The 23,029-nt window shown below is 70.9% G+C and carries 30 protein-coding genes; 11 read left to right on the forward strand and 19 right to left on the reverse strand.

Annotation, left to right across the window (positions count from 1 at the left end; translation table 11 throughout):
• Positions 1-39: 39 nt before the first annotated feature.
• Positions 40-588 (forward strand): glycine-rich domain-containing protein, encoded by a 549-nt coding sequence (locus AMETH_RS09360; RefSeq protein ID WP_026152963.1) that lies wholly within the window; start codon positions 40-42, stop codon positions 586-588.
• On the opposite strand, the gene AMETH_RS09365 is transcribed toward AMETH_RS09360, so the two are convergent.
• The 4 genes from AMETH_RS09365 to AMETH_RS09380 all read right to left on the reverse strand — a co-directional run bounded on the left by AMETH_RS09365 (position 573) and on the right by AMETH_RS09380 (position 4,667).
• Complete coding sequence (locus tag AMETH_RS09365; protein WP_017981176.1) at positions 573-1,991, reverse strand: amino acid permease; 1,419 nt, start codon at positions 1,989-1,991, stop codon at positions 573-575. The two genes, AMETH_RS09360 and AMETH_RS09365, sit on opposite strands and share 16 nt — an antisense overlap.
• A gap of 93 nt (positions 1,992-2,084) precedes the next feature.
• Positions 2,085-2,558 carry a carboxymuconolactone decarboxylase family protein gene (locus AMETH_RS09370; protein ID WP_017981177.1) on the reverse strand — a complete coding sequence of 158 codons (474 nt, stop codon included), beginning with the start codon at positions 2,556-2,558 and terminating at the stop codon, positions 2,085-2,087.
• A gap of 67 nt (positions 2,559-2,625) precedes the next feature.
• Positions 2,626-3,597: an alpha/beta fold hydrolase gene (locus tag AMETH_RS09375; RefSeq protein WP_017981178.1), complete on the reverse strand. Its 972-nt coding sequence runs from the start codon at positions 3,595-3,597 to the stop codon at positions 2,626-2,628.
• Positions 3,598-3,701: 104 nt separating this feature from the next.
• Positions 3,702-4,667: a quinone oxidoreductase family protein gene (locus AMETH_RS09380; RefSeq protein WP_017981179.1), complete on the reverse strand. Its 966-nt coding sequence runs from the start codon at positions 4,665-4,667 to the stop codon at positions 3,702-3,704.
• 44 nt (positions 4,668-4,711) lie between these two features.
• On the opposite strand from AMETH_RS09380, the gene AMETH_RS09385 reads away from it, so the two are divergent.
• The 3 genes from AMETH_RS09385 to AMETH_RS09395 are packed head-to-tail and all read left to right on the forward strand — an operon-like array spanning position 4,712 to position 5,673.
• Entirely contained in the window at positions 4,712-4,912 is a 201-nt protein-coding gene (locus tag AMETH_RS09385) for a hypothetical protein (protein WP_017981180.1), read from the forward strand.
• A gap of 10 nt (positions 4,913-4,922) precedes the next feature.
• Complete coding sequence (locus AMETH_RS09390; protein ID WP_026152964.1) at positions 4,923-5,306, forward strand: guanyl-specific ribonuclease; 384 nt, start codon at positions 4,923-4,925, stop codon at positions 5,304-5,306.
• Positions 5,307-5,316: 10 nt separating this feature from the next.
• A complete protein-coding gene (locus AMETH_RS09395) occupies positions 5,317-5,673 on the forward strand; it encodes a barstar family protein (protein ID WP_017981182.1) in 357 nt (118 codons plus the stop codon).
• Here the strand turns inward: AMETH_RS09395 and AMETH_RS36540 are convergent.
• Both AMETH_RS36540 and AMETH_RS09405 read right to left on the reverse strand, forming a co-directional pair.
• A protein-coding gene (locus AMETH_RS36540) for an IS5 family transposase (protein ID WP_156131808.1) occupies positions 5,670-6,505 on the reverse strand; the annotation gives its coding sequence in 2 pieces (ribosomal slippage) (positions 5,670-6,298 and positions 6,298-6,505; 837 coding nt in all). The genes AMETH_RS09395 and AMETH_RS36540 overlap by 4 nt on opposite strands.
• A 50-nt stretch (positions 6,506-6,555) precedes the next feature.
• Positions 6,556-7,329 carry an enoyl-CoA hydratase-related protein gene (locus AMETH_RS09405; RefSeq protein WP_026152966.1) on the reverse strand — a complete coding sequence of 258 codons (774 nt, stop codon included), beginning with the start codon at positions 7,327-7,329 and terminating at the stop codon, positions 6,556-6,558.
• Positions 7,330-7,453: 124 nt separating this feature from the next.
• On the opposite strand from AMETH_RS09405, the gene AMETH_RS09410 reads away from it, so the two are divergent.
• Together AMETH_RS09410 and AMETH_RS09415 are read left to right on the forward strand one after the other, a co-directional pair.
• Complete coding sequence (locus tag AMETH_RS09410) at positions 7,454-7,900, forward strand: hypothetical protein (RefSeq protein WP_017981185.1); 447 nt, start codon at positions 7,454-7,456, stop codon at positions 7,898-7,900.
• The gene (locus AMETH_RS09415; protein ID WP_017981186.1) at positions 7,897-8,412 is read left to right on the forward strand and encodes a hypothetical protein; all 516 of its coding nucleotides are present in this window, start codon (positions 7,897-7,899) and stop codon (positions 8,410-8,412) included. The genes AMETH_RS09410 and AMETH_RS09415 overlap by 4 nt, the downstream gene beginning before the upstream one ends.
• On the opposite strand, the gene AMETH_RS09420 is transcribed toward AMETH_RS09415, so the two are convergent.
• The 11 genes from AMETH_RS09420 to AMETH_RS42480 form a co-directional block, all read right to left on the reverse strand.
• A complete protein-coding gene (locus tag AMETH_RS09420) occupies positions 8,413-9,291 on the reverse strand; it encodes a TIGR03854 family LLM class F420-dependent oxidoreductase (protein ID WP_017981187.1) in 879 nt (292 codons plus the stop codon).
• A 17-nt stretch (positions 9,292-9,308) separates the two neighbouring features.
• Complete coding sequence (locus AMETH_RS09425; RefSeq protein ID WP_017981188.1) at positions 9,309-10,028, reverse strand: sirohydrochlorin chelatase; 720 nt, start codon at positions 10,026-10,028, stop codon at positions 9,309-9,311.
• Positions 10,025-10,912, reverse strand: a complete 888-nt coding sequence (locus tag AMETH_RS09430) for an ABC transporter permease (RefSeq protein ID WP_017981189.1) — start codon at positions 10,910-10,912, stop codon at positions 10,025-10,027. Before AMETH_RS09430 ends, AMETH_RS09425 begins: the two co-directional genes overlap by 4 nt.
• Positions 10,899-11,699 (reverse strand): ABC transporter ATP-binding protein, encoded by an 801-nt coding sequence (locus tag AMETH_RS09435; RefSeq protein WP_017981190.1) that lies wholly within the window; start codon positions 11,697-11,699, stop codon positions 10,899-10,901. The genes AMETH_RS09430 and AMETH_RS09435 overlap by 14 nt, the downstream gene beginning before the upstream one ends.
• 10 nt (positions 11,700-11,709) lie before the next feature.
• Entirely contained in the window at positions 11,710-12,714 is a 1,005-nt protein-coding gene (locus tag AMETH_RS09440; RefSeq protein WP_017981191.1) for an ABC transporter substrate-binding protein, read from the reverse strand.
• Positions 12,715-12,795: 81 nt separating this feature from the next.
• Positions 12,796-14,097, reverse strand: coding sequence for a sulfate adenylyltransferase subunit 1 (locus AMETH_RS09445; protein WP_017981192.1), 1,302 nt, complete (start codon positions 14,095-14,097; stop codon positions 12,796-12,798).
• Entirely contained in the window at positions 14,097-15,011 is a 915-nt protein-coding gene (gene cysD, locus AMETH_RS09450) for a sulfate adenylyltransferase subunit CysD (protein WP_017981193.1), read from the reverse strand. Before cysD ends, AMETH_RS09445 begins: the two co-directional genes overlap by 1 nt.
• A 9-nt stretch (positions 15,012-15,020) precedes the next feature.
• The gene (locus AMETH_RS09455) at positions 15,021-15,725 is read right to left on the reverse strand and encodes a phosphoadenylyl-sulfate reductase (RefSeq protein WP_017981194.1); all 705 of its coding nucleotides are present in this window, start codon (positions 15,723-15,725) and stop codon (positions 15,021-15,023) included.
• Entirely contained in the window at positions 15,722-15,880 is a 159-nt protein-coding gene (locus tag AMETH_RS36545) for an Insertion element protein (RefSeq protein WP_081617531.1), read from the reverse strand. The genes AMETH_RS09455 and AMETH_RS36545 overlap by 4 nt, the downstream gene beginning before the upstream one ends.
• Positions 15,877-17,577 carry a nitrite/sulfite reductase gene (locus AMETH_RS09460; protein WP_017981195.1) on the reverse strand — a complete coding sequence of 567 codons (1,701 nt, stop codon included), beginning with the start codon at positions 17,575-17,577 and terminating at the stop codon, positions 15,877-15,879. The genes AMETH_RS36545 and AMETH_RS09460 overlap by 4 nt, the downstream gene beginning before the upstream one ends.
• 132 nt (positions 17,578-17,709) lie before the next feature.
• Positions 17,710-17,796 carry a putative leader peptide gene (locus tag AMETH_RS42480; protein WP_369794296.1) on the reverse strand — a complete coding sequence of 29 codons (87 nt, stop codon included), beginning with the start codon at positions 17,794-17,796 and terminating at the stop codon, positions 17,710-17,712.
• Positions 17,797-17,939: 143 nt separating this feature from the next.
• On the opposite strand from AMETH_RS42480, the gene hemW reads away from it, so the two are divergent.
• Positions 17,940-19,124, forward strand: a complete 1,185-nt coding sequence (hemW, locus tag AMETH_RS09465) for a radical SAM family heme chaperone HemW (RefSeq protein ID WP_017981196.1) — start codon at positions 17,940-17,942, stop codon at positions 19,122-19,124.
• 342 nt (positions 19,125-19,466) lie between these two features.
• Here the strand turns inward: hemW and AMETH_RS09470 are convergent, their stop codons facing one another.
• A complete protein-coding gene (locus AMETH_RS09470) occupies positions 19,467-19,937 on the reverse strand; it encodes a MarR family winged helix-turn-helix transcriptional regulator (protein ID WP_026152969.1) in 471 nt (156 codons plus the stop codon).
• Positions 19,938-20,023: 86 nt separating this feature from the next.
• Between AMETH_RS09470 and AMETH_RS09475 the strand changes: the two genes are divergently transcribed.
• The 4 genes from AMETH_RS09475 (at position 20,024) to AMETH_RS37855 (ending at position 21,377) form a co-directional block, all read left to right on the forward strand.
• On the forward strand, positions 20,024-20,665 hold the full coding sequence (locus AMETH_RS09475; RefSeq protein WP_017981199.1) for an FMN-dependent NADH-azoreductase: 642 nt from the start codon (positions 20,024-20,026) through the stop codon (positions 20,663-20,665).
• A gap of 80 nt (positions 20,666-20,745) precedes the next feature.
• On the forward strand, positions 20,746-20,874 hold the full coding sequence (locus AMETH_RS39785; protein ID WP_223843092.1) for a sigma factor: 129 nt from the start codon (positions 20,746-20,748) through the stop codon (positions 20,872-20,874).
• Between the two features lie 45 nt (positions 20,875-20,919).
• Positions 20,920-21,231 (forward strand): sigma factor-like helix-turn-helix DNA-binding protein, encoded by a 312-nt coding sequence (locus tag AMETH_RS39790; protein WP_017981201.1) that lies wholly within the window; start codon positions 20,920-20,922, stop codon positions 21,229-21,231.
• Between the two features lie 2 nt (positions 21,232-21,233).
• Positions 21,234-21,377, forward strand: coding sequence for a hypothetical protein (locus tag AMETH_RS37855; protein WP_017981202.1), 144 nt, complete (start codon positions 21,234-21,236; stop codon positions 21,375-21,377).
• A 676-nt stretch (positions 21,378-22,053) separates the two neighbouring features.
• On the opposite strand, the gene AMETH_RS09485 is transcribed toward AMETH_RS37855, so the two are convergent.
• A complete protein-coding gene (locus tag AMETH_RS09485; protein WP_017981205.1) occupies positions 22,054-22,989 on the reverse strand; it encodes a LysR family transcriptional regulator in 936 nt (311 codons plus the stop codon).
• Positions 22,990-23,029 lie beyond the last annotated feature (40 nt).

A 23,029-nucleotide genomic window follows, 5' to 3' on the forward strand; every position in this document is an offset into this window, starting at 1 on the left:
GAGGTGCGCGGCCGCGTGCGGCGGCGCACCCTTTCGTGCATGGCGTTCGGAAAAGCCGCCGCCGTCGCGGCTGTCCTGATCACGGCTGCCGCGCCGGCGGCCGGGGCCGAACCCGCCCACGGCGAGCAGGCCTTCACCGTCGACGGCACGTTCACCGCGCCCGAGGGGATCACCTCGGTGTTCGTCGCCCTGTGGGGCGCCGGCGGCGGGGGTGGCGAGGCGAACCCCGGCGGCGGTGGGGGAGCGGCGTGGTGTTCCGTCCCGGTCACCCCGGCCGCCGAGTACCCCGTCACCGTCGGCGCGGGCGGGCAGGCCGGGGCGCCGGGCAGCGACTCCAGCGTGGGTGTCGCGGGAAGCCCGGCGCTCGTCGTGGCGCACGGGGGTGCGGCCGGGACAGCCGAGGCGCCGGGCCGGGGTGGCGCCGCCGACTGCGGCACCTCGCCCGGCCTCGCCGCGCCCGGCAGTGACGGCACCGCTGACCGGCCCGGCGAGGCGGGCGTGATCCCGAGCGCGCCGCCGGGCGGGATCGGCGCCGGCGGCGCGGCCGGGATGCCCGGCGCCCCCGGGTACGTCTACTTCTGGTGGTGATGCGCCAGCTTCGAATGCCGCCTGCTGTAGCCGAAGTACACCACCAGCCCGATGACGAACCAGATCGCGAACCGCAGCCACGTCTCCGGCTGCAGGAACGTGATCAGCCAGATGGAGAACGCCACGCCGATCGCCGGCACCACCGGCATCCCCGGGCAGCGGAACGTGCGCGGCAGGTCCGGACGGCGGTACCGCAACACCACCACCGCCACGCACACCACCACGAACGCCAGCAGGATCCCGATGTTCGTCAGCTCCGCGGCCTCGCCGATCGGCAACAGCCCGGCGATCACCGCCGCCGCCACGCCGAGGATCCACGTCATCCGGCTCGGCACTTTCTTCACCGGGTGCGTGCCGGCGAGCCACTTGGGCAGCAACCCGTCGCGGCTCATCGCGTACCCGACGCGCGTCGCGCCCAGCAGGAACGTGAACAGCACCGTGAGGATGCCGAGGATCGCGCCGACCGCGATCACGCCGCCGAGCCAGCGCAGCCCGACCGATTCGAAGGCGCTGGAGAACGCGGCTTCCGAGTCGATGTCGGTGTAGGGCACCATCCCGGTCAGCACCAGGCACGCCAGCACGTACAGCACCATCGAGATCCCGAGCGAGTACAGGATCGCCTTGGGCATGTGCTTCTGCGAGTCGCGCGACTCCTCGGCCGCCGTGGACATCGCGTCGTAGCCGAACACCGCGAAGAACACCGTCGCCGCGCCGGTGAACGCGCCGCTGACTCCGAACGGGAAGAAGTCGGACCAGTTGCCGGTGTTGACGTGGAACGCGCCGACCACGATCACCAGCGCCACGAGCGCGACCTTGAGGTACACCAGCAGCGTCTCGAACCGCGCCGCGGAGCGCATGCCCTGGTTCAGCACGAACGCGATCAGCAGGCACAGCAGCACCGCGAACAGGTTCACCTTGTACGAACCCGCCGCGACGCCCTCCGGTTCGGTGCCCGGCGCGCCGGACATCCACAGTGGCAGGTGGATGTCCAGGAAGCCCAGCAGGTCGTTGAAGTAGCCGGAGATGCCGATCGCGACCACGGCGACGATCGCGGTGTACTCCAGCAGCAGATCCCAGCCGATGAACCAGCCGACCAGCTCGCCGAGGACCGCGTAACCGTAGGTGTAGGCCGATCCGGCGCGCGGGATCAGCCCGGCGAACTCGGCGTAGGAGAACGCCGCCGCCGCGCTCGCGATCCCGGCCACCAGGAACGAAATGAGTACGGCCGGTCCGGCGGTTTCGTTCGCCACCGCGCCCGCGAGCGAGAAGATGCCCGCGCCGATGATCCCGCCAACGCCGATCGCGGTCAGCTGCCACAGGCCCAGGGTCCGCTGGAGCCCGCCGCCTTCCACGGCCTCGATCTGCTCGACGGGTTTGCGCCGGAACAGCTCGTGTACGGCCACCGATCTCCCCAATCACTCGTTCGGGTATGACCGGATCACGTTACTAGGGAAGGGCTCGCCCCGGGAACCACGAAGGTCCGGGGCGGTGGGGGATCAGCCGAACTGACCGGGTTGGTAGTCGCCCGCGGGGTTCCGGACGATGACGTTGATGCGGTTCCACGTGTTGATGAGCGCGATCGCGGCGACCAGCGCGGCGAGCTGCTCCTCGTCGTAGTGCTTGGCCGCGTTGGCCCACACCTCGTCGCTGACCCCGCCCGCGGCGTCGGCGAGGCGGGTGCCCTCTTCCGTAAGCTCCAGTGCGGCGCGTTCGGCTTCGGTGAACACGGTGGCTTCACGCCACGCCGCGACCAGGTTGAGCCGCATCGGCTCCTCGCCCGCCGCCACGGCGTCCTTGAAGTGCATGTCCGTGCAGTAACCGCAGCCGTTGATCTGACTGGCGCGCAGCTTCACCAGTTCCTGTGTCCGGGCGGGCAACGTCGACTCGGCGAGCACCTTGCCCGCCCCGAAGAGGTGCTTGACGAACTTCCCCGCGGTGGGGCTGGTGAAGATGTTCAGACGAGCGTCCACGGTGAACTCCTGTTCCGTTCGGGGTTTCTGCCTCCTTGACGGAACAGCGCGCCGAGATGTGACAGCCTCAGCCCGCGGCGGCCTTCTGCGTGAGCGCGGCCGAGCGGCGGCGCGGCTTCTTGTGCAGCACCCCGGCCCGGAAGTAGCTCAGCAGGTCGGCGATCGCGACCGGGTCGTCCAGCTGCGGGCAGTGGCCCCACTCCTCGCGCAGCATCAGCCGGCTGTGCGGCACCAGCGCGTGCAGGCGCCGCCCGGCGGCGGCGGTCACCAGGCGGTCCTTGCCGCACGCGACGACCAGCAGCGGGACGGTGATGCCGTCCAGTCCCTCGTACGCCTCGGCCAGTTCGGCGACCAGCTGGCGCGCCTGGTCCAGACGAGTGGTGGTCGAGCGGAAGTCCGGGAACAGCCCGGTGAACCGGGCGACGTGGGCGACGTCGGCGGCGGCGCGGTCGGCGTAGAGCAGCCGGGGCACCACGAACTCCGCGATGGTCCGCACCACGAAACCGGGCACCGGCAACGGCAGCGACGCGGCCAGCCGCAGTGGCAGCGGGTACTTCCCGACGGTCCGGACCAGCCAGGAGTCGACGAAACCGGGCGCGGCGATCGACACCACACCCGCGATCGGCAGCTCCTCGCGGCACGCGGCGCGCAGGCTCATGGTGCCGCCGAGCGAGTTGCCGCCCAGCACGACCTTGCCGCGGTCCGAATAGAACCGGACCACCTCGGCCACGAACGCGTCGAGCTGCGCCAGCATCGCGCCGGGGCGCAGGGGATCGGCCTCACCGGAACCGGGCAGGTCGACCGCGACCGCGGGGATCCCGGCTGCGGCGAGTTCGGCCAGCGCCGGGCGCCAGGTATCGGCGCTGTCGCAGTAACCGTGCAGGAGGACGAGTCTTCCGGTGCCGCGCTTCGGTTTGGGGCCGACTTCGAGCACCCTGGTGCGCACGCCGGCGAAGCTCCGGTGGCCGGCCCGGATGACTTCCGGGCCGGCGAGCCGTGAGCCCGGCGCCGCCTCGATCTCCCGCTGCACTGCGGTCATGTACCCAGATTAGCGAGTAAATCTCGGGTTCCGCTCAGTAGACGGGGATAACAAACCGGTATCGGCACCATGTCAACAAGGCGTCTTCGCAGGTCAGGGCGTTGTCAGCGGGTGAAAACGACCTTGCCCGCGGTCTCCCCCTCCTGCATCAGCCGGAACCCTTCGGCGGCCTCCGACAGCGGGAGCTCCTTGCCGATCTGCGGCTTGATGCCGGTCAGGTCGAGGTAGCGGAGCATGTCCTCCAGCTCGTCCCGGGTGCCCATCGTGGACCCGACGACCCGCAACTGCAGGAAGAACACCCGCTGCAGGTCCGCGCTCGGGTCCGGACCACTCGTCGAACCGGACACCACGACGATCCCGCCCGGCTTCAGCGACTTGAGCGAGTGGCCCCAGGTCGCCTTGCCGACGGTCTCGAACACGCCGTCCACCCGCTCCGGCAGCCGCGCGCCGGACTCGAACGTCTGGTGCGCGCCCAGCTGCTCGGCCAGCGCCCGCTTCTCCTCGGACCGGCCGGTCACCCACACCCGCAGGCCCGCGGCCCGGCCGAGCTGGATCAGCGCGGTCGAGACGCCACCCGATGCGCCCTGCACGAGCATCGTCTGCCCGGGCCGCAGGCCCGACTTCACGAACAGCATCCGGTACGCGGTCAGCCACGCCGTGCCCATCGTGGCGGCTTCGGCGAAGGACAACCCGGCGGGCTTGGGCACGGCGTTGCGGGCGGGCACGACCACGTAGTCGGCGAAGGTGCCCTGGTACTTCTCGGTGAGCAGGGTGCGCTTCGGGTCGAGGGTGTCGTCACCCTGCCAGCCGGGGGCGTTGATCACCGAGTGGAGGACCACCTCCGTCCCGTCCTCCAGCACGCCCGCCCCGTCGCAGCCGAGGATCATCGGGAACTGGTCCGGCTTGATCCCGACCCCGCGCAGGGTCCAGATGTCGTGCATGTTGAGGCTGGCGGCCTTCACGGCGACCTTCACCCAGCCGGACGGCACCTCCGGGTCCGGTCGCTCGCCGACGGTGAGGGCGTCGAGCGGGTTTTCGGGGTTCGGTTCACTGGCGTAGACGGCGAACATGCCTGCAACGTACCTCGCCGGGCCCCCTGGCGTACCCTGGTCAGGTGTTCGACGGCCTGGCGACCTGGTGGGACAACGCCGAGCTGTGGCTTGCGCAGCTGTGGTTCCCGTTGCAGTTCCTGCTGGTCATCGCCGTGCTGGCGCCGCTGTGCGTCGGTGCGGCCTGGCTGATCGACCGGATCGTCGACCGGGTGGCCGCGTGGTTACGGCCGGGCCGCGACGAGGACGTTTCGAGCCGGTCCTAAGGTGTCGCTGGTGTCAAGCAGGAGGCGGATCACCGTCGCGCTCGTCGGGCTCATCGTGCTCGTGTTCGGTGGCTGGATCGTGCGCGAAACCACCACGTCGACCGAGCCGGCCAGTGGGCTCACGGCGTTGTCCAGTCTGCCCGCCGAGGCGGGCCAGACGTGGCGGCTCATCCAGGCCGGCGGGCCGTTCCCGTACCGCAGCGACGGAACGGTGTTCGAGAACCGGGAAAAGCGGCTCCCCGTCAAGGAGAGCGGTTACTACCATGAATACACGGTGCCCACGCCGGGGAGCGCGGACCGCGGGGCCCGGCGGCTGATCACCGGGGCGCAGACCGAGCTGTACTACACCGGTGATCACTACGCTTCCTTCGTCCAGGTCGACCCGTCGAAGTAGCGAGAACCCCATGTCCTCTTCCCAGACGATCGTCGAGCAGGCCCGCGCCCGCGGCGCCTACTCGCACATCATCGGCAGCAGGCCGGCGGACAAGATGTCCGCCCTCGACGCGATCGCGTCCGCGTTGTCCTTTCCGGACTGGTTCGGCCGCAACCTGGACGCGCTCTACGACTGCCTCACCGATTTGTCGTGGTTGCCCTACGGCGAGCACGTCCTGGTGTGGGCCGGATCGGACCTGCTCAAGGACGCCGACCCGAAGGCTTACCTGGCGATCCGCAGCGTCCTGTCGGACGCCGAGCGCGCCCTGGCGCCGGGGGGCGACCGCGCCGACAGCCGCCGGCTGACGGTCGCCCTCACCGACGACTAGGCCGTGTCCTGTAGGTCTGTACGCAGCCACAACACGATCGAGGCGATGATGATCTCGGCGCGGTAGTAGGCGGCGCGTTTGGCGTAGCGGGTGGCCAGGTCCTGGAACTGCTTGAGCCGGTTGAAGCAGCGCTCGACGACGTTCCGGTTGGCGTAGATGGCCTGGTCGCGGCGTTCGGGGCAGGTGAACGGGATCCGCCGCTGGCGCAGCGCGGCCCGGGTGGAGGGATGCGAGTAGGCCTTGTCGGCGATCACTCGGTCCGGGTGGGTGCTGGGCCGGCCCGGTCCGTCCCGGCCGGCGCTGATCTGGGCCAGCAGCGGCAGCAGGTGCGGGTTGTCCCCGGCCTGCCCGGCGGTGAGGATGATCGACATGGGCAGACCGCGCCCGTCCACGGCGAGGTGGATCGTGCTGGTCAGTCCGCCTCGGGAACGGCCGAGGGCTTCCCCGTCGACGGCGAGGGCTTCGACCCATCCGGTGGCGCATCCCCCTTTTTTTTTGCGGGCCCCAGCCGAGTGCTGGTGGGCCCGCACGTTGCTGGAGTCCACGCAGATCATCCACTCCACGTTTCCGACCCAGTCGTTTTTGACGACCACGTGGTCGAGGATGCGTTCCCAGGTGCCGTCCCGGTCCAGGTTCGCAGCCGCTCGTGGACGGTCTTCCAGGGCCCGTAGCGTTCGGGCAGGTCCCGCCACGGCGCCCCGGTCCGCAGCTTCCATAGGATCGCGTTGATCACTTGTCGGTGATCGCGCCAGTACCGGCCCCAGCCCGCGACCGGCGGTAGCAGGGGTTCGATTCGGGCCCAGGCCTTGTCGGTCAGCTCACCACGACCCACCACCCGGTCATGATCAACTATCGCAGGTCACAACCCCCACAGGACACGCCCTAGTCCTGCGGGACCCAGTTCGGCTTGCGCTTCTCGCCGAACGCGCGGATGCCCTCCTGGCCCTCTTCGCTGGCGAAGAACTGCGCGGACAGCTTGAGCATGTCGGGGAAGCCGTCGGCCGGGGTGGCCGGGCGGGGGCTGGCGAGCAGTTCCTTGGTCGCGGCGAGCGCGGCCGGGCCACCCAGCGCGAGGGAGCGGACGTAGGCGTCGGTCGCCTCGTCCAGCCGGTCGGCGTCGACGGCCTTGTTGATCAGACCGATCTCGGCGGCGCGCTCGGCGTCGAACACGTCCCCGGTGAGGAACAGCTCCTGCGCCGCGCGCGGGTTGACGCGCGGCAGGACGGTCAGTGAGATGACGGCGGGCACGACGCCGATGCGGACCTCGGAGAACGCGAAGGTGACCTCCTTGGCGGCGACCACGATGTCCGCGGCCGCGACCATGCCGACCCCGCCGGCGCGGGCGACCCCGGCCAACTTGGCGACGACCGGCTTCGGGCTCGTCCAGATCTGCTCGAGGATGCGGGGGAACTCGTTGACGCCCTGGTCGCCTGCCCCGGCGCCGCGCGCCTCCTTCAGGTCCATGCCGGCGCAGAACACCTTGCCGGTGTGGGTGAGAACGATCACCCGGACGGCGTCGTCGTCCTTCGCCTTGGTCAGCGCGGCGGACAACTCGCGGCGCAGCTGGGCCGACAGGGCGTTCCGGTTGTGCGGCGAGTCGAGGGTGATCGTCGCGACACCACTCGCCACTGAGTAATGCACCAGTTCATCAGTCACAGGGTCACTGTAGTTCGGGCGGGGCGGCGGGGGAGCGTGGTTGTGAGCGGCTGCGCATCGGGACGATCCGGTGACAGCGCGTCAGGGGGCACGCTACGGTGCTACGCGACGGGGAGGGACGGCAGTGGCTGAGGACGGTGCGACGACGGGGGCCGCGCAGCTGGCGGGCGTGTTCGGCGGCGAGGCGAACCTGAACGCCATGCACGCCGACGCGAAGCGCATGCTGGCGGACGCGAAGGCAGGCAACTGGGCGGTCGACGAGGAGACGGGGTCACACCTGCGGCGGGCTGTGACGCAGATGCAGGACCGGATGACCGATCTTGCCCAGCGCGTTCAGCGGCTGCAGCAGGCGCCCAAGTTCGGTAACGACGAGTACGCTGAGAGAGCTGCGGCTCACTTTCACGCCGCGATGGATTCGGACGAACAGTCCCTCGTCCGGGTTTTTCTCGCGGCCAAGGACATGCTCGACAGCCTTCGCCAGGCGATCGAGATCGCCATCAGCAAGTACGACGCTTCGGATGAGGCGGCTACCCAGGCTCTCAACACCTTCAAGGACTGGGAATCACGGTGACCACCAACCTTCGCATCGCGCAGGCTGTCACGGGCATCGCCTGTCTGGCGATGGCTACCACGGCCTGCGCCACGACGGTGCCAGGCGCAGCAGTGCCGGCGCCCGCCTCGAGCGCGGCGAACTCCGACGTCTTCGCCGGTGTCAATGCCTGCCAGGTCCTCGATCAACTTACGGCCGGCGAGGGATTCAATCCGGGAGAGAACAAGAGCCGTCGTAATGAGTGCGGTGCCACGAAGCCTGAATTCGGGACATATGGCTTGGCGCTGGATCCGGTTCAGGGGCTCCGTGAGTTCGCCGAGAACAGCGAGGGCGTTGTGGAGACCTCGGTCAATGGACGCAACGCCCTGCAGGCGCCTATTCCATTGGGCGGTTGTGCCATCGTGATCGAGGTCAGTGAGCATGCCCGCGCGATGGTGCAGGTGTCGCTCTCGTCCAACGACGATCAGCAAGCCTGTGTGGATGCGCAAGCGTTTGCCGAGAAGCTTGAGCCTCTGCTTCCCAAGGTGCAGTGATCAGTTCTGCCGCGGTAGCAGTTCCTCCACGAAACGCTCCAGGAACGCCTCGAAGGACGAGCCACCGCGGTGGTAGACCACGAACTTCGTCAGGCCGGCTTCCAGGTGGCCGTCCAGCAGGCGGTGCAGCGACGACCAGTCCGTGGCGATCACGTCCGCCGGGTCGGTGTCTGGGCGTCGGGAGCGCACCGTGGCCGCCAGTGGCGCCGGGATGCCGTCCTCGCTGAGCACCAGGCTCATCCCGTAGTGGTCCGCCTCGATCGAGCGGCCCGCGGCAGCCGCGGCGGTCTCGATCGCCTCGCGGGCCTTCCGCGCGTCCGCCGGGGACAGGAAGCTGCCCAGCCACCCATCCGCGTACTGGCCGATCCTCCGGTACGCCGCGGGGGCACTCCCGCCGAGCCAGATGTCCACTGGGCGCTCCAAGCGCGGGCCCACCTCGACGTCCGCCAGCTTCCAGAACTCCCCGCCGAACTCGGTTTCCCCGGCCAGCGCCGCCCGCAGCAACCGCAGCGACTCGTCGAACACCGCGGCCCTCGCGCCTGCCGGGACCTCGAACAGGGGCCACTCGCTGCGGCGCGCGGGGCGCAGGCCGAACACCGGTAGCACCCGCTTCGGCGCCAGCGCCGCCAGCGACGCGATCTGCTTCGCCACCAGCACCGGGTGCCGACCGGGCAACACCGCCACCGAAGTGCCCGCCTTCAACGAAGAAGTCCGCGCCAGCGCGTGCGCCATCCCGACGAACGGGTCCACCGCGTCCGAGTACACCTGCTCGGAAAACCACACCGAGTCGACCCCGGCGGCCTCCAGCCGGTCCACGATCCCCGGCAACTCCACGGGCGAGGTCTCAGCCCCCAGCCCAACCCCGATCCGGATCTTCACAACACCCACGTTACGGGTCACGCGGACCGGGCGGCACCGGCCAGCGCGGTGGCGTACCGCTCCAACACCAGCGACACCACACGCGGGTCGCCGGCCAGGCAATCAGCCAGCACCACCGACGGCTCGGCCTCCCGCGCCAGCGCGGCGATCCGGTCGGGCAGCAACCCGGGCGCGAGGAACCACGACGCCACCGCGATCCGCGACGCCCCGCGCGCCCGCAGCTTCGCCACCGCCGCGGGCATGTCCGGCTTCGCGGCGCTCGCGAACGCCGCCACCGCCCGGAAACCGTGCCGGGACTGCCACCGCCGGGCCACCGCCGCGACCGCCTCGTTCGCCGCGGCGCGCGACGAACCGACCGCCGCCAGCACCACGCCCAGCCCGGGATCGGACACGTCCGCAACCGCGGCCAGCCGGTCGAACGCCACCGGCTCCAGGTCCGCCCCCAGCACGTCGGCGATCGTCGCCCGCAGCGCGGGCACCTCGGCCACCAGTGCGGGCAGGTCGACCCGCGCGTGGAAGGCGCTGCCCAGCAGCAACGGCACCACGACCGCCTCCCGGTGCCCCTCCGCGACCAGGTCCCGCAACACATCCGTCACCAGCGGCTCGGACAGGTCCAGGAACGACACCCGCACGTCCAGCTCCGGCGCCGCGGCGGCGATCCGGTCCACCAGCGCCCGCACGGTCGCCGCCGACCGCGGGTCCCGGCTCCCGTGCGCGACGGCGACCAGCGGGATCACAGCGACCCCAGCCCGCGCGCCCGCAGCACGGCCCGCTCCAGCGGCCGGAACACCAGCAGTTCGATGCCGACGCCGACCAGCAGGATCAGGAAGATCGCCGCGATCACGGTCGACATGTCGTTGAGGAACCGGCCGTCGTCGAGGTAGGCGCCCAAGCCCTTGCCCAGCAACGGCGAGGTCGCGATGATCTCCGCCGCCATCAGCGACCGCCACGAGAACGCCCAGCCCTGCTTCAACCCGGCGAGGTAGCCGGGCAGCGCCGCGGGCAACAGGATGTGCCGCGCCGTCGCCAGACGCCCCGCGCCCATCACCTTGCCGACGCGCGGCAGGATCGGTGGGATCTGGTCGATGCCGGCCACCAGGCCGTTCGCGATCGACGGCACGCTGCCCAGCAGCAGCACCACGTACATCGCGGCCGGCTCCACGCCGAACCACAGCACCGCGGCAGGCACCCAGGCCACCGACGGCAGGCTCTGCAGACCGGACAGGAACGGCCCGATCCCGGCACGCACGAGCTTGACCTTCGCGACCAGCAACCCGAGCGGCGTCGCGATCAGGATGGCGACGAGGAACCCGAGCACCGCGCGGTGCACCGACGTCCACACGAACCCGAAGGCGTCTCCGCTGGTGAACCGGGCCCACAGCTCGTTCCACACCGCGAGCGGCGAGGGCAGCTGGTACTCCGGCCAGAACGCGGCCGCCCACAACGCCTGCCAGACCGCGATCACCAGGACCAGGAACACCACCGGCGGCAGCACCGACCGGACGAACCGGCCCCAGCCGCCCTTCTTCGCGGCAGGCCGGACGGGCGTGTCGAGCGCGTCCAGACCCGCCTCGACGGCCGCGGCGTCCGGTTCGGTGGTCGAGCCCTCAAGCGGCGGCATGGCTGCTGATCACCTCACGCAGGCGGCGGTTGATCACGTCCACCGCGTTCACCTCGTCCTGGCCGGCCAGGCCGTCGACGCGCCACTGCTGCACGACCTTGCCCGGCCGCGAAGACAGCAGCACCACCCGCTGCCCGAGCCGCACCGCCTCGCGCACGTCGTGGGTGACGAACACCACCGCGGTGCCGGTCGCCTCCCAGATGCGCAGCAGCTCGGCCTGCAGCACGTCGCGCGTGATGGCGTCGAGCGCGGAGAACGGCTCGTCCATCAGCAGCAGCGACGGCCGCTCCTCGCCGTCCTCGGTGTGGGTGGCCGACGCCAGCGCGCGGGCGAGCGCCACGCGCTGGCGCATGCCACCGGACAGCTCGTGCGGCCGCTTGGCGCCCGCTCCGGACAGCCGCACCAGCTCCAGCAGCTCGCCGGTGCGGGTCTTGCGCTCGGTGCGGCCCATGCCGGCCAGCTTCAGCGGCAGCTCGACGTTCGCCGCGGCGGTCAGCCACGGCATGAGCGCCGCCTCCTGGAACATGACCGCCGGCCGGGACGTGGTCAGCTCGATCTCACCCGCGCTCGGCTGATCCAGGTTCGCGATCAGGTTCAGCAGGGTGGTCTTGCCGCAGCCCGAGGCGCCGAGCAGGCAGACGAACTCGCCCGGCGCGACGTCCAGGTCGACCCCGGCGAGCGCGGTCACGGCGTCGCGACCCTGCCCGAAGCTCTTGTGCACCCCGGACAACCGCACGGCGTGCCCGGTCGCGGGCTCCACCGGCGGGCGTCCCAGCGTGGCGGTCATGAACAGCCTCCTACTTCTTGTCCAGGCCGGACGCGCTGACGGCCGGCTTCCCGGCCTGGGCGAGCACGGTGTTGAGCAGGGTCAGGTCGGCGAACCCGGCGACGTCCGGGGCCTTGTCCTTCACCCCTGCGGTCACCTGATCCTGGGCGAGCTGCGGGAACTGCCCGGCCAGCGGGTCGGCGGTGAGCTGGATGCCCTGCCACGCGCGGTCCAGCGTGGCAGCCCCGAGCGCCTTGCCGGTGAGCTGCTGCAGCTGGTTGTTCACCGCGGTCTTCGCCTTCGCCGGGTCGGACGCGGCGAGCGTGTTCGCGTCGACCAGGCCCCGCACGATCGCGGTCACGGTCGCCGGGTGCTCCTTGAGGAACTGGGTGCGCACGATCAGCACGGTGGTCGGGAACTGCCCGCCCGGCCACAGGTCCTTCTCGTCGACCAGGACCTTCGCGCCGGCCTCCAGCACCAGGCGGGACGCCCACGGCTCGGGCAGCCACGCGGCCTGGATCGCGCCGGACTTGAACTGGTCGAGGGTCAGCGCGTTGTCGATGTTCTGGACCTTGACGTCGCTCAGCTTCTGGTCGGCGATCCACTTCTTCAGCGACACGTCCTGGGTGTTGCCCAGCTGCGGCGACGCCACGGTCTTGCCCTGCAGGTCCTGCGGCGTGTTGATCGACGGCTGCACGACCAGCTGCGCGCCGCCCGAGGTGGCGCCCGCGATCAGCCGCACGGCCTCGCCGCCGGACTGGGCGTAGGCGTTGATCGCCGGGCCGGAGCCGATGAACCCGATGTCCAGCGAACCGCCGAGGAGCGCGTTGACCTCCTCGGGGCCGGCGTTGAACTTGGTCGGCACCAGCTTGGTGTTCCCGAGGTGCTGCGCGAACAGGTTCTGGTCGAGCCCGATCAGCGCCGACGCGTGCGTGACGTTCGGGAAGTACCCGAGTCGCACCTCGGCCGCGGGTCCCTGGTCGGTCGCCGTCGCCGAATCCTCCGATCGGTCCGCCCGTGAACACCCGGTCACCACTGCCAATGCGGACAACGCCACTGCTGCCAGAGCCAGAACACGAGTTTTCACGGACGGACCTTTCGGTTGGGGGATGGGGAGTTACGGGCCGGGGGAGACCACGTCCCGGTCGCTGCGCAGCACGGGAAGCGGCGCACCGACCATCCCGGCCGCCAGCGTGGTGCCGTCGGCCGGGTCGATCACCAGGAAGGCGCCGGTGCGCCTGCTGACCTCGTACTCGTCGACCGGCAGCGGCTCCGCGACGCGGACCTTCGCACGGCCGATCTCGTTGAGCTGCAGCGTCTCCGGGTAGTCCACTGTGGACAGCTTCTGCTCGTCGAAGCGGGAGACCAGCTCGTCGACGAACGCCTGCACCGTGCGCGCGCCGTGCTTGACCAGCACGCGGGCGCCCGGCCGCAGCGGCTTCTCCGACAGCCAGGCCAGCGTGGCGTCCAGCTCGTCGGTCGCCACCGGGGCCGAACCCGCCGCGGCGATCACGTCACCGCGTGCGATGTCCAGGTCGTCGGCCAGCACCAGCGTCACCGACCGGCCCGCGGCGGCCTCGGGCAGCTCGCCGTCCGGCGTGTCGATCCGCTCGACCGTCGTGCGCAGGCCGGCGGGCAGCACCACGACCTCGTCGCCGGGACGCACCGTGCCCGCGGCGACCTGGCCGGCGTAGCCGCGGTAGTCCGGGTACTCGGGCGTGCGCGGCCGGATCACGTACTGCACCGGGAAGCGGAACGGCGCGTCGTGCGGGTCCGGCGCCACCGGCACGGTCTCCAGGTGCTCCAGCAGCGTCGGGCCGGCGTACCACGGGGTGTGCGCTGAGCGTTCCACCACGTTGTCGCCCACCAGTGCGGACACCGGGATCGCCAGCACCGATCCTTCGGCGTAGCCCAGCGACGTGGCGTGGTCGGTGAACTCCTTCGCGATGACGCGGAAGGTCTCCTCGTCGTAGTCGACCAGGTCGACCTTGTTCACCGCGAGCACCAGGCGCGGCACGCCGAGCAGCGCGAGCACCGCGGCGTGGCGGCGCGTCTGCTCGATGACGCCCTTGCGCGCGTCGACCAGCAGCACGGCCAGCTGCGCCGTGGAGGCGCCGGTGACGGTGTTGCGGGTGTACTGCACGTGGCCGGGGGTGTCGGCGAGCACGAACGAGCGCTTCGGTGTCGCGAAGTAGCGGTAGGCGACGTCGATCGTGATGCCCTGCTCACGCTCCGAGCGCAGCCCGTCGACGAGCAGCGACAGGTCCGGAGTGGACAGACCGCGGTCGACGCTGGCGCGGGTGACCGCGTCCAGCTGGTCGGCCAGGACCGACTTGGTGTCGTAGAGCAGTCGGCCGACGAGCGTCGACTTGCCGTCGTCGACGCTCCCGGCTGTGGCGAGCCGCAGCAACGAGCTCATCAGAAGTACCCCTCCCGCTTGCGGTCCTCCATGGCGGCCTCCGACAGGCGGTCGTCGGCCCGGGTGGCGCCGCGCTCGGTGAGCCGGCTCGCCATCACCTCGGCGATCACTTCCTCGACCGTCGACGCTGTGGATTCCACGGCGCCGGTGCAGGAGCCGTCACCGACCGTGCGGTACCGCACCGTCAGCTCCTTCACCTCTTCGCCGTCACGCGGACCGCCCCACGGTCCCTCGGTCAGCCACATGCCGTCGCGCTTGTAGACCTTGCGCTGGTGGGCGTAGTAGATCGAGGGCAGCTCCACCTTTTCGCGCGCGATGTAGTTCCACACATCGGCTTCGGTCCAGTTGGAGAGCGGGAACACCCGCACATGTTCCCCCGGACGGTGCCGTCCGTTGTACAGGTTCCACAATTCGGGACGCTGCCGTCGGGGGTCCCACTGGCCGAACGCGTTGCGCAGGCTGAAAATGCGTTCCTTGGCCCGCGCGCGTTCCTCGTCGCGCCGCCCGCCGCCGAACACCGCGTCGAACTTGTGCTCGGTGATGGTGTCCAGCAACGGCTGCGTCTGCAGCGGGTTGCGGGTGCCGTCGGGACGCTCGGTGAGGCGGCCGTCGTCGATCCAGTCCTGCACGTTCGCGACGATCAGCCGCAGGCCGTACTTCTCCACGACGTGGTCGCGGAACGCGATGACCTCGTCGAAGTTGTGCCCGGTGTCCACGTGCAGCAGCGGGAACGGCACCGGCGCCGGCCAGAACGCCTTGATCGCCAGGTGCAGCAGCAGGGTCGAGTCCTTGCCGCCGGAGAACAGGATCACCGGCCGGTCGAATTCGCCCGCCACCTCCCGGAAGATGTGGATGGCTTCGGATTCCAGTGCCGCCAGGTTGTCGGTCGCGGCGTCGGTCGCGGCTGTCGTCATTTCCTCTCCCTACGCGTGCAGGCCGCACTCGGTCTTGGACTTGCCTGCCCAGCGGCCGCTGCGCGGATCGGCGCCCGGCGCCACCTTCGCGGTGCACGGCGCGCAGCCGATCGACGGGTAGCCCTCGCCGACCAGCGGGTTCTGCAGGATGCCGTGTTCGTCGATGTAGGCGTTGAACTCGTCGTCGGTCCACGGCGCGATCGGGTTGACCTTGACCAGGCCGTTGCGGTCGTCCCAGGTGACGATCGGGGTGTTCGCCCGCGTCGGGGCGTCCACGCGGCGCACGCCGGTGACCCACGCGGAGTAGTTCGACAGCGTCTTGCGCAACGGCACCACCTTGCGCAGGTGGCAGCACAGGTTCGGGTCCCGGTCGTGCAGCTTGGGGCCGTACTCGGCGTCCTGCTGCGCCACGGTCTGCTCGGCGGCCGCGTTCACGATCTTCACGTCCGGGTACACGGTCGCGACCGCGTCCCTGGTGCCGATCGTCTCCGCGAAGTGGTAGCCGGTCTCGAGGAACAGGATGTCCACATCGGACTTCACCTTGGTGGCGAGGTCGATGAGCACCGCGTCCTGCATGTTGGAGGCGACGATGAAGTCGTCGCCGAAGGTCTCCGCGGTCCAGCGCAGGGCCTCCAGCGCGGTCGCGTCGGCCAGTTCGGCGGACGCCTTCTCCGCCAGTGCCTTCAGTTCTTCGGTCCTCGTCGCGGTGGTCACTTGCTCGCTCCTTCCGGAAAGCGCAGCCCGATGAACTTGACGGTGAAGACGCGGCGGCAGGCGCCGCAAAGCCAGGCTCCGTCCTCTTCCGGACGGAGGTCTTCGTCCCCGCAGTAGGGGCAGTGGAACGGCGTCGCGCGTTCCTGTGCCGTCATCGGAGATCGGCCTCGTCGGCGCGCGCCACCCACTGCGCGAAGCGCTCGCCCTCTTCCCGCTGGGACAGGTAGTTGCGCACGACCCGCTCGACGTAGCCGATCAGCTCGTCGCCGGTCACCTTGTGGCCGCGCAGCTTCCGGCCGAACCCGGCGTCCAGGCCGAGCCCGCCGCCCAGGTGGACCTGGAAGCCCTCGACCTGGTTGCCGTCGTCGTCGGTCACGATCTGGCCCTTGAGGCCGATGTCCGCGGTCTGGATGCGGGCGCACGAGTTCGGGCAGCCGTTGATGTGCACCGTGACCGGGTTCTCCACCTGGTCCTGGATGTCGGCCAGCCGCTCCTCGAGCGCGGTCACCAGGTCCTTGGCGCGCTGCTTGGTCTCCACGATCGCGAGCTTGCAGAACTCGATGCCGGTGCAGGCCATCACGCCGCGCCGCCACGGGCTCGGGTTGGTGGGCAGGCCCAGCTCGGCCAGCTCCGCCTGCAGGCCGGGCACGTCCTCCTCGGCGACGTCGAGCACCAGCAGCTTCTGCAGCGGGGTGAGCCGCACGCGGTTCGAGCCGGCGCGCTCGGCGGCCTTCGCGACCTTGATCAGCGTCGAGCCGGACACCCGGCCGCCGACCGGCGCGGCGCCGACGTAGAATTTGCCGTCCTTCTGCCGGTGCACGCCCACGTGGTCGTGCTGCGCGGCGGGCGCCTCCGGCGCCGGGCCGTCGAGCATCTTCCGCTTCAGGTACTGGGATTCGAGAACTTCGCGGAACTTCTCCGCACCCCAGTCCTTGACCAGGAACTTGATCCGGGCGCGGGAGCGCAGCCGCCGGTAGCCGTAGTCGCGGAAGACGCTGATGACGCCCTCCCACACCTCGGGCACCTCGTCGAGCGGCACCCACGCGCCCAGCCGCTGGCCGATCATCGGGTTGGTCGACAGGCCGCCGCCGACCCACACGTCGAAACCGGGACCGTGCTCGGGGTGCACGACACCGACGAAGGCGACGTCGTGGATCTCGTGGGCCACGTCCGGCAGCCCGGAAACGGCGGTCTTGAACTTGCGCGGCAGGTTCGCGTACTCCGGCTTGCCCAGGTAGCGGCGCTTGATCTCGTCGATGGCCGGGGTGCCGTCGATGATCTCGTCCTCGGCGATGCCGGCGACGGGGGAGCCGAGGATGACGCGCGGGCTGTCGCCGCAGGCGGTCATCGTGGTCAGGCCGGCGCCCTCCAGCTTCTCCCAGATCGTCGGCATGTCCTCGATCCGGATCCAGTGGTACTGGACGTTCTGCCGGTCGGTGATGTCCGCGCTGTCGCGGGCGTAGGTCTGCGAGATCTCGCCGATGACCGCGAGCTGCTCGGTGGTCAGGGCGCCACCGTCGATGCGGACGCGGAGCATGAAGTACTCGTCGTCCAGCTCCTCCGGCTCCAGCGTCGCGGTGCGGCCGCCGTCGATGCCGGGCTTGCGCTGGGTGTAGAGGCCGTACCAGCGGAACCGGCCACGGAGGTCGCCCGGATCGATCGAGTCGAAGCCACCGCGCGCGTAGATGTTTTCGATCCGCGATCGAACGTTGAGCGGGTGGTCGTCCTTCTTCGAGCGCTCGTTCGGGTTCAGCGGCTCCCGGTAGCCGAGGGCCCACTGGCCCTCACCCCGACGCTGCCGGGCGCGCGGGGTTCGGGCGGCGGCAGGGTTGTCGCGCGTCGGCGAAGCCATGTTCGAGTCCTTCCGGGGCTCTCGCGAAGGCGCCGCGCACACGGAAATGCCCTGGTCAAAGCCCGTGGTGGGGGTTTGGCAGTCCGCGGCGTGACGGCGCCCGCTGGTCCTAGCTGGGTGGCGGTGGCGGCGTCAGTTCGTCTCGCGGCACAGGGCGCTGGCGACACGCCGGAAGTCGACGTGGCGACGCACCACGAGGAGCACTCCGGCATAAGTCACCGCATCAGCGTGCCACGCTGCTCACGATGTGGTCCAGCCCGCTCCGCATGCTGGGATACGCATCACGCTGAAAAAATCTCCGGCAGACTGTCGCGCGGAGTGGATCAGGGACACTGGGAAGCGTGAGTGAGACTTCCGCCCCGGTGGCGTTCGCACTGCCGGAGCACGCGCTGGCCGGGCTCGGCACGCGGCCCTTCGGCGTGTACGTGCACGTGCCGTTCTGCGCGACGCGCTGCGGCTACTGCGACTTCAACACCTACACCGCCGGTGAGCTGGGCACGAGCGCGTCGCCCGAGTCGTGGCTGGAGGGGTTGCGGCGCGAGCTGGACCTGGGCGCGCGGGCACTGGGCGACGCGCCGGCGGCCGAGACGGTGTTCGTCGGCGGCGGCACCCCGTCGCTGCTGGGCGCCTCCGGGCTGGCCGACGTGCTCGACGCGGTGCGCGACTCGTTCGGGCTGGCGCCGGGGGCCGAGGTGACCACCGAGTCCAACCCGGAGTCGACGTCGCCGGAGTTCTTTTCCGGGCTTCGCGAGGCCGGGTACACGCGGATCTCGCTGGGGATGCAGTCGGCGGCCTCGCACGTGCTGAAGATCCTGGACCGCACCCACACGCCGGGTCGCCCGGTGGCCGCCGCCAAGGAGGCGAGGGCCGCGGGGTTCGAGCACGTGAACCTCGACGTCATCTACGGCACGCCGGGGGAGCGGACCGCGGACCTGCGTGCCTCGCTGGACGCGGTGCTGGAGGCCGGGGTCGACCACGTGTCGGCGTACTCGCTGATCGTCGAGGACGGCACCGCGCTGGCGCGGCGAGTGCGGCACGGTGAGCTGCCCGCGCCGGACGAGGACGTGCTGGCGGCGGACTACGAGCTGATCGACTCGGTGCTGTCGGCGGCCGGGCTGAGCTGGTACGAGGTGTCGAACTGGGCCGCATCGGAGGCGGCCGCGTGCCGGCACAACCTGGGCTACTGGCGCGGCGGCGACTGGTGGGGCGCGGGGCCGGGGGCGCACAGCCATGTCGGCGGGGTGCGCTGGTGGAACGTGAAGCACCCGGCGCGCTACGCCACGGCGCTGGCCGACGGCGGGTCCCCGGAGGCGGACCGCGAGGTGCTGACGCCGGACGAACAGGCCTTCGAGCGGATCATGCTGGAGCTGCGGCTCGCCGAGGGGCTGCCGGTGTCCGCGCTGACCGCCGACGGGGCGCGGGAGGCCGAGGCCGCGGTCGCCGAGGGCCTGCTGGACGCCGGGGCGCTCGCCGGCAAGCAGCGCTGTGTGCTGACCTTCCGGGGACGCCTGCTGGCCGACGGCCTCGTGCGACGGCTGGCTCCCTGAAAAGCGATCGAGCTGTTCTCGCTGCCCGAGGACGCCGTCGCCGACGACGGTGAGGTGCTCCGCTTCAGCCGGTCGTAGGTACCGGGCGGCCGAACAGGCTGCGCCAGTGGCCGGACCGCCGCAGCAGCAGGTGGGTCGGCAGCTGGAGGACAGCGTGCTGACGATCGTCACGATCGCCGTCGTGTCGCCGGTAGCCGAGCGGAGTCCGTAGAAGAGGGCGAGCGGTAGGACGACGTCCAGCACCACGGAACGGACGCGGTTGATCACCCGTCGATGGTCCCGGGCGCGGCCCGCCGCGCGCGTCGGGTTTGCGGCTACACCGGCTCAGACCTTGGTCGGGGGTCAGCAGTCGGGGATCGTCTCGGTGCAGATCGGCTGCTCGCCGTTGCTCGCGGTCTGCAGCAGCCGGTAGAGCGTCTCGCGCTGGTCGGTGTCGAGCGCGCAGAACACCTCGTCCTCCACCGCCGCCAGCGCGAACTCCGCCTTCGCCAGCGTCTTCGCCCCGGCCTCGGTCAGCGAGACCGTGTGCCGCCTGCGGTCCTCCGGCGAGCGCCGCCGCTCGACCAGCTGCTCGCGCTCCAGGTCGTTGAGCAGGCCGACGACGTTCGTCCCGTCCATCTCCAGCGTGCTCGCCAGCGTCTGCTGCGAGATCCCGTCCCGGTCCCGCACCAGGGTCAGGGCCAGCAGGTGCCGGGGCCGCAGGCCCAGCGGCTCCAGCACGGTTTCCGAGCGCAGCCGCAGCCGGCGCGCCAGGTGGTCGATCAACGCGCCGACCCGGTGCGCGGGCTGGTTCACAACCGGCAGGGAGGCCACCTCGTCACTTTACCCAACCGAAGCGCCTATCGGTGTGCTATAGATAGTTCGTGTAACACAAATCAATCTTGAAGGGCAAACCACCAATGGCGCACCTACTGCACATCGACTCGAGTATCCGCGGCGAGGAGTCCGTCAGCCGCAGGCTGACCGCTCGTGCGGCGGCGGCCTGGCGGGCCGCGCACCCGGACGGCGCCGTCACCTACCGCGACCTCGCCCGGAACCCGGTTCCGCACCTCGGCGAGGCAGGCAACACGGCCCGGACGGTCCCGCCGGCCCAGCACACCGAAGCCCAGGCCGCCGCCTGGGCGCGCATGCAGGAGCTGGTCGGCGAGATCAAGGCGGCCGACACGGTGCTGCTGGGCCTGCCGCTGTACAACTACGGACCGCCGAGCGAGGTGAAGGCGTGGGTGGACCACCTGATCGTTCCCGGCCTGGCGTTCGACCCGGAGAGCGCCCGGGGGCTGCTCGGCGATCGCGAGTTCATCGTGCTGGCCAGCCGTGGCGGCGGCTACGGCCCGGGCACGCCGCGCGAGGGCTGGGATCACGCCGAGCCGTGGCTGCCGCACGGGCTGTCCCTGACCGGTCTCGAACCACGGGTGATCACCGCCGAGCTGACCCTCGCGCCGCAGAACCCGGCCATGGCCGCACTGATCCCGCTGTTCGAGCAGAGCCTCGCCACCGCGGAGAAGGAGATCGACGCCCTGTGGGTGCCTGCCGCGGCCTGATCGTGTGACCCGGACCGCACTTCCGGGAGAAAGTGCGGTCCGGGTGCAACGGCCACCCGTGGTGCGAGCATCTGCTCTTCGTGCACTTCGACGATTTCGCCCGCGAGCAGCTGCCGGAGCTGGTGCGGTTCGCGGCGGTCCTGACCGGGGATCCGGACCTGGCCCAGGACCTCGTGCAGGAGGCGCTGGTGCGGGCCCACGAGAAGTGAGCCCGGGCCGCCGAGACCGACCGGCCCGACCTGTGCCTGCGGAAGATGGTCGTCAACGGGCACCTGTCGTGGCGGCGCCGCTGGTACCAGCGCGCGGTGCGGACGGTGGCGGACCCGACGTGGTTCCGCGAGCCGCACCCCGCCGGCCGGATCGCCGACGGCGCGCAGCTGAAGAAGCCGCTGTCGGGGCTGAGCCGGTCGCAGCAGGCCGCCGTCGTGCTGCGGTTCTACGAGGACCGCGACGACGACGAGATCGCGTCGGTACTCGGCTGCGCGGTGGGCACCGTGCGCAGTCACATCTCCCGCGGCCTGTCCGTGCTGCGGGTCCGCATGGGCGCCGAGATGGAGGTGGCCTGACCATGTCCGAGATGCGGAATCTGCGGGAAGCGCTGAAGGCCCGGGAGGCGCTCGCCCCCGATCCGGACGCGGTGCTCGCCGGGGCACACGGCCGGATCCGGCGCAGGCGCGCCCAGCGACGGATCGCCGGGGTCGCGCCGGGATGACCGTGCTGCGCCCGTCGGACGAGCCGGAGTCGATCGAAGCCGCCGCAGGGCGGCCGACCTCCCGGTGCCCGCGCCCGCGTTGCCGTTCACGGTCGGCGACCTGCCTTCCGGGTTCGAGCTGAGCACCTGGACCATCTCCGGCAGGTTCGCGAGCGGCCGGTACAACGGCTCGTCCGGCAACTACCTGGAGATCCGCGTCAGCGACTTCCCGGACCGCGAGGTCGGGGAGTCGGGCATCGTGACGGACCTGGCCGGCGGGGGAGCGCAGGCGAAGGTCCGCATCGCGCCGGACCGGGTGGTCTCGCTGCTGGCCAAGGCCTGGCAGCTCCCGGACGGCAAGATGCTGCAGATCGCGCGGTCGGTCCGCCTCGTGCCGACGCCCGTGCACTCGATGCTGCACAGCCTGCGCGTGCCTGCGGACCTGACGGTTCGGCAACGGAGCGGCGAGGCGGAGTACGAGTACCTGACGCTGTGCCCGCCCGAGGTGCAGACGCAGTCGCCGGCCCGGCCGGATGGGCGGTGCTACAGCGGCTCCGTCAGCGGCCCCGTGCCCGCCACCACGACCAGGGCCACGACGTCGACGAGCGCGCCTGCGCCGCTGATCACGGTCAAGACCGTGCGCCGCATCCTCGACGGCGGGACGATTCTGATGGTCGACACCGAGGAGGGCCCGCCGTCAGCTCCAGATGGTCACGTAGACCGGTGGCCGGAAGCGGGACGGCGGCACCCCGGCGCCGGGTGCGCGCATCACCTGCATCGCCGCCGGGGTGCCCAGGAAATGCCGCAGCGAGCTCGCCGCGGTGGAACACCGGTTGTGCGGCAACGTGGTCAGGTGCCAGTATTCCGTCCGCGGGGTGACCGGCGTCGGCAGCACGACCAGTTCGTGCCTGCGCCGCTGCGGCGCCACCAGGTGCTCGAAGGCGAGCGACACCCCGCTGCCGTTGGCCGCCGCCGACCACGCCGCGGTCTGGTTCGGGAAGACGCGGATGGCGGATTCCGGAACGGCCATGCGGCGCAACAGTTGTGCCGTTCCGCTGCCCGGGTCCGCCCCCGACGGGTCCACCAGCCACGGCCACTGCGCGGGCCCGCCGCGGGGCCGGAATCCAGGCGCCGCAACGGCGACGATGTTGCACCGGAACACCGGCTCGCTCGCCACATCGCCCTCCAGGCGCGGCCCGAGCGCGGCGTCGGCAAGCCGGTTCGTGACCAGCACCGGCATTTCCGCCACCTGAGCCAGCCCCGCCGAGGCGTCCACCGATTGGCCCGTCCGGCGCATGAACGCCTCGAGCAACGGATCCGCGACGAACTCCGCGATCGTGCTCGTGACTACGACGTGCATCCGTTCGGCCACGCCGTTGGCCTCCCGGACGGCCGCATCGGCATCCGCCCCGAGGGCTACCATCTGTGAGGCGATCGGCAGCAGGCGGCTGCCGCCCGGCGTCAGCGTCATACCGTTGGCGGTGCGGACGATCAGCTTGTCCCCGTGGTGCTGCCGCAGCGCGGCCAGCGCCTGCGACACCGCGGGTTCGCTGACGCCGAGGGTCCGGGCCGCGTCGGTCACCGAGCCGAGCCGGGCCACGAGGACGAAGGCACTCAGCTGACCGAGGGTCATCTCACACCGGTCCGAATCACTTGAACAGTCTACATAAGTG

The organism is Amycolatopsis methanolica 239 (assembly GCF_000739085.1).
GTDB classification, from domain to species: domain Bacteria; phylum Actinomycetota; class Actinomycetes; order Mycobacteriales; family Pseudonocardiaceae; genus Amycolatopsis_E; species Amycolatopsis_E methanolica.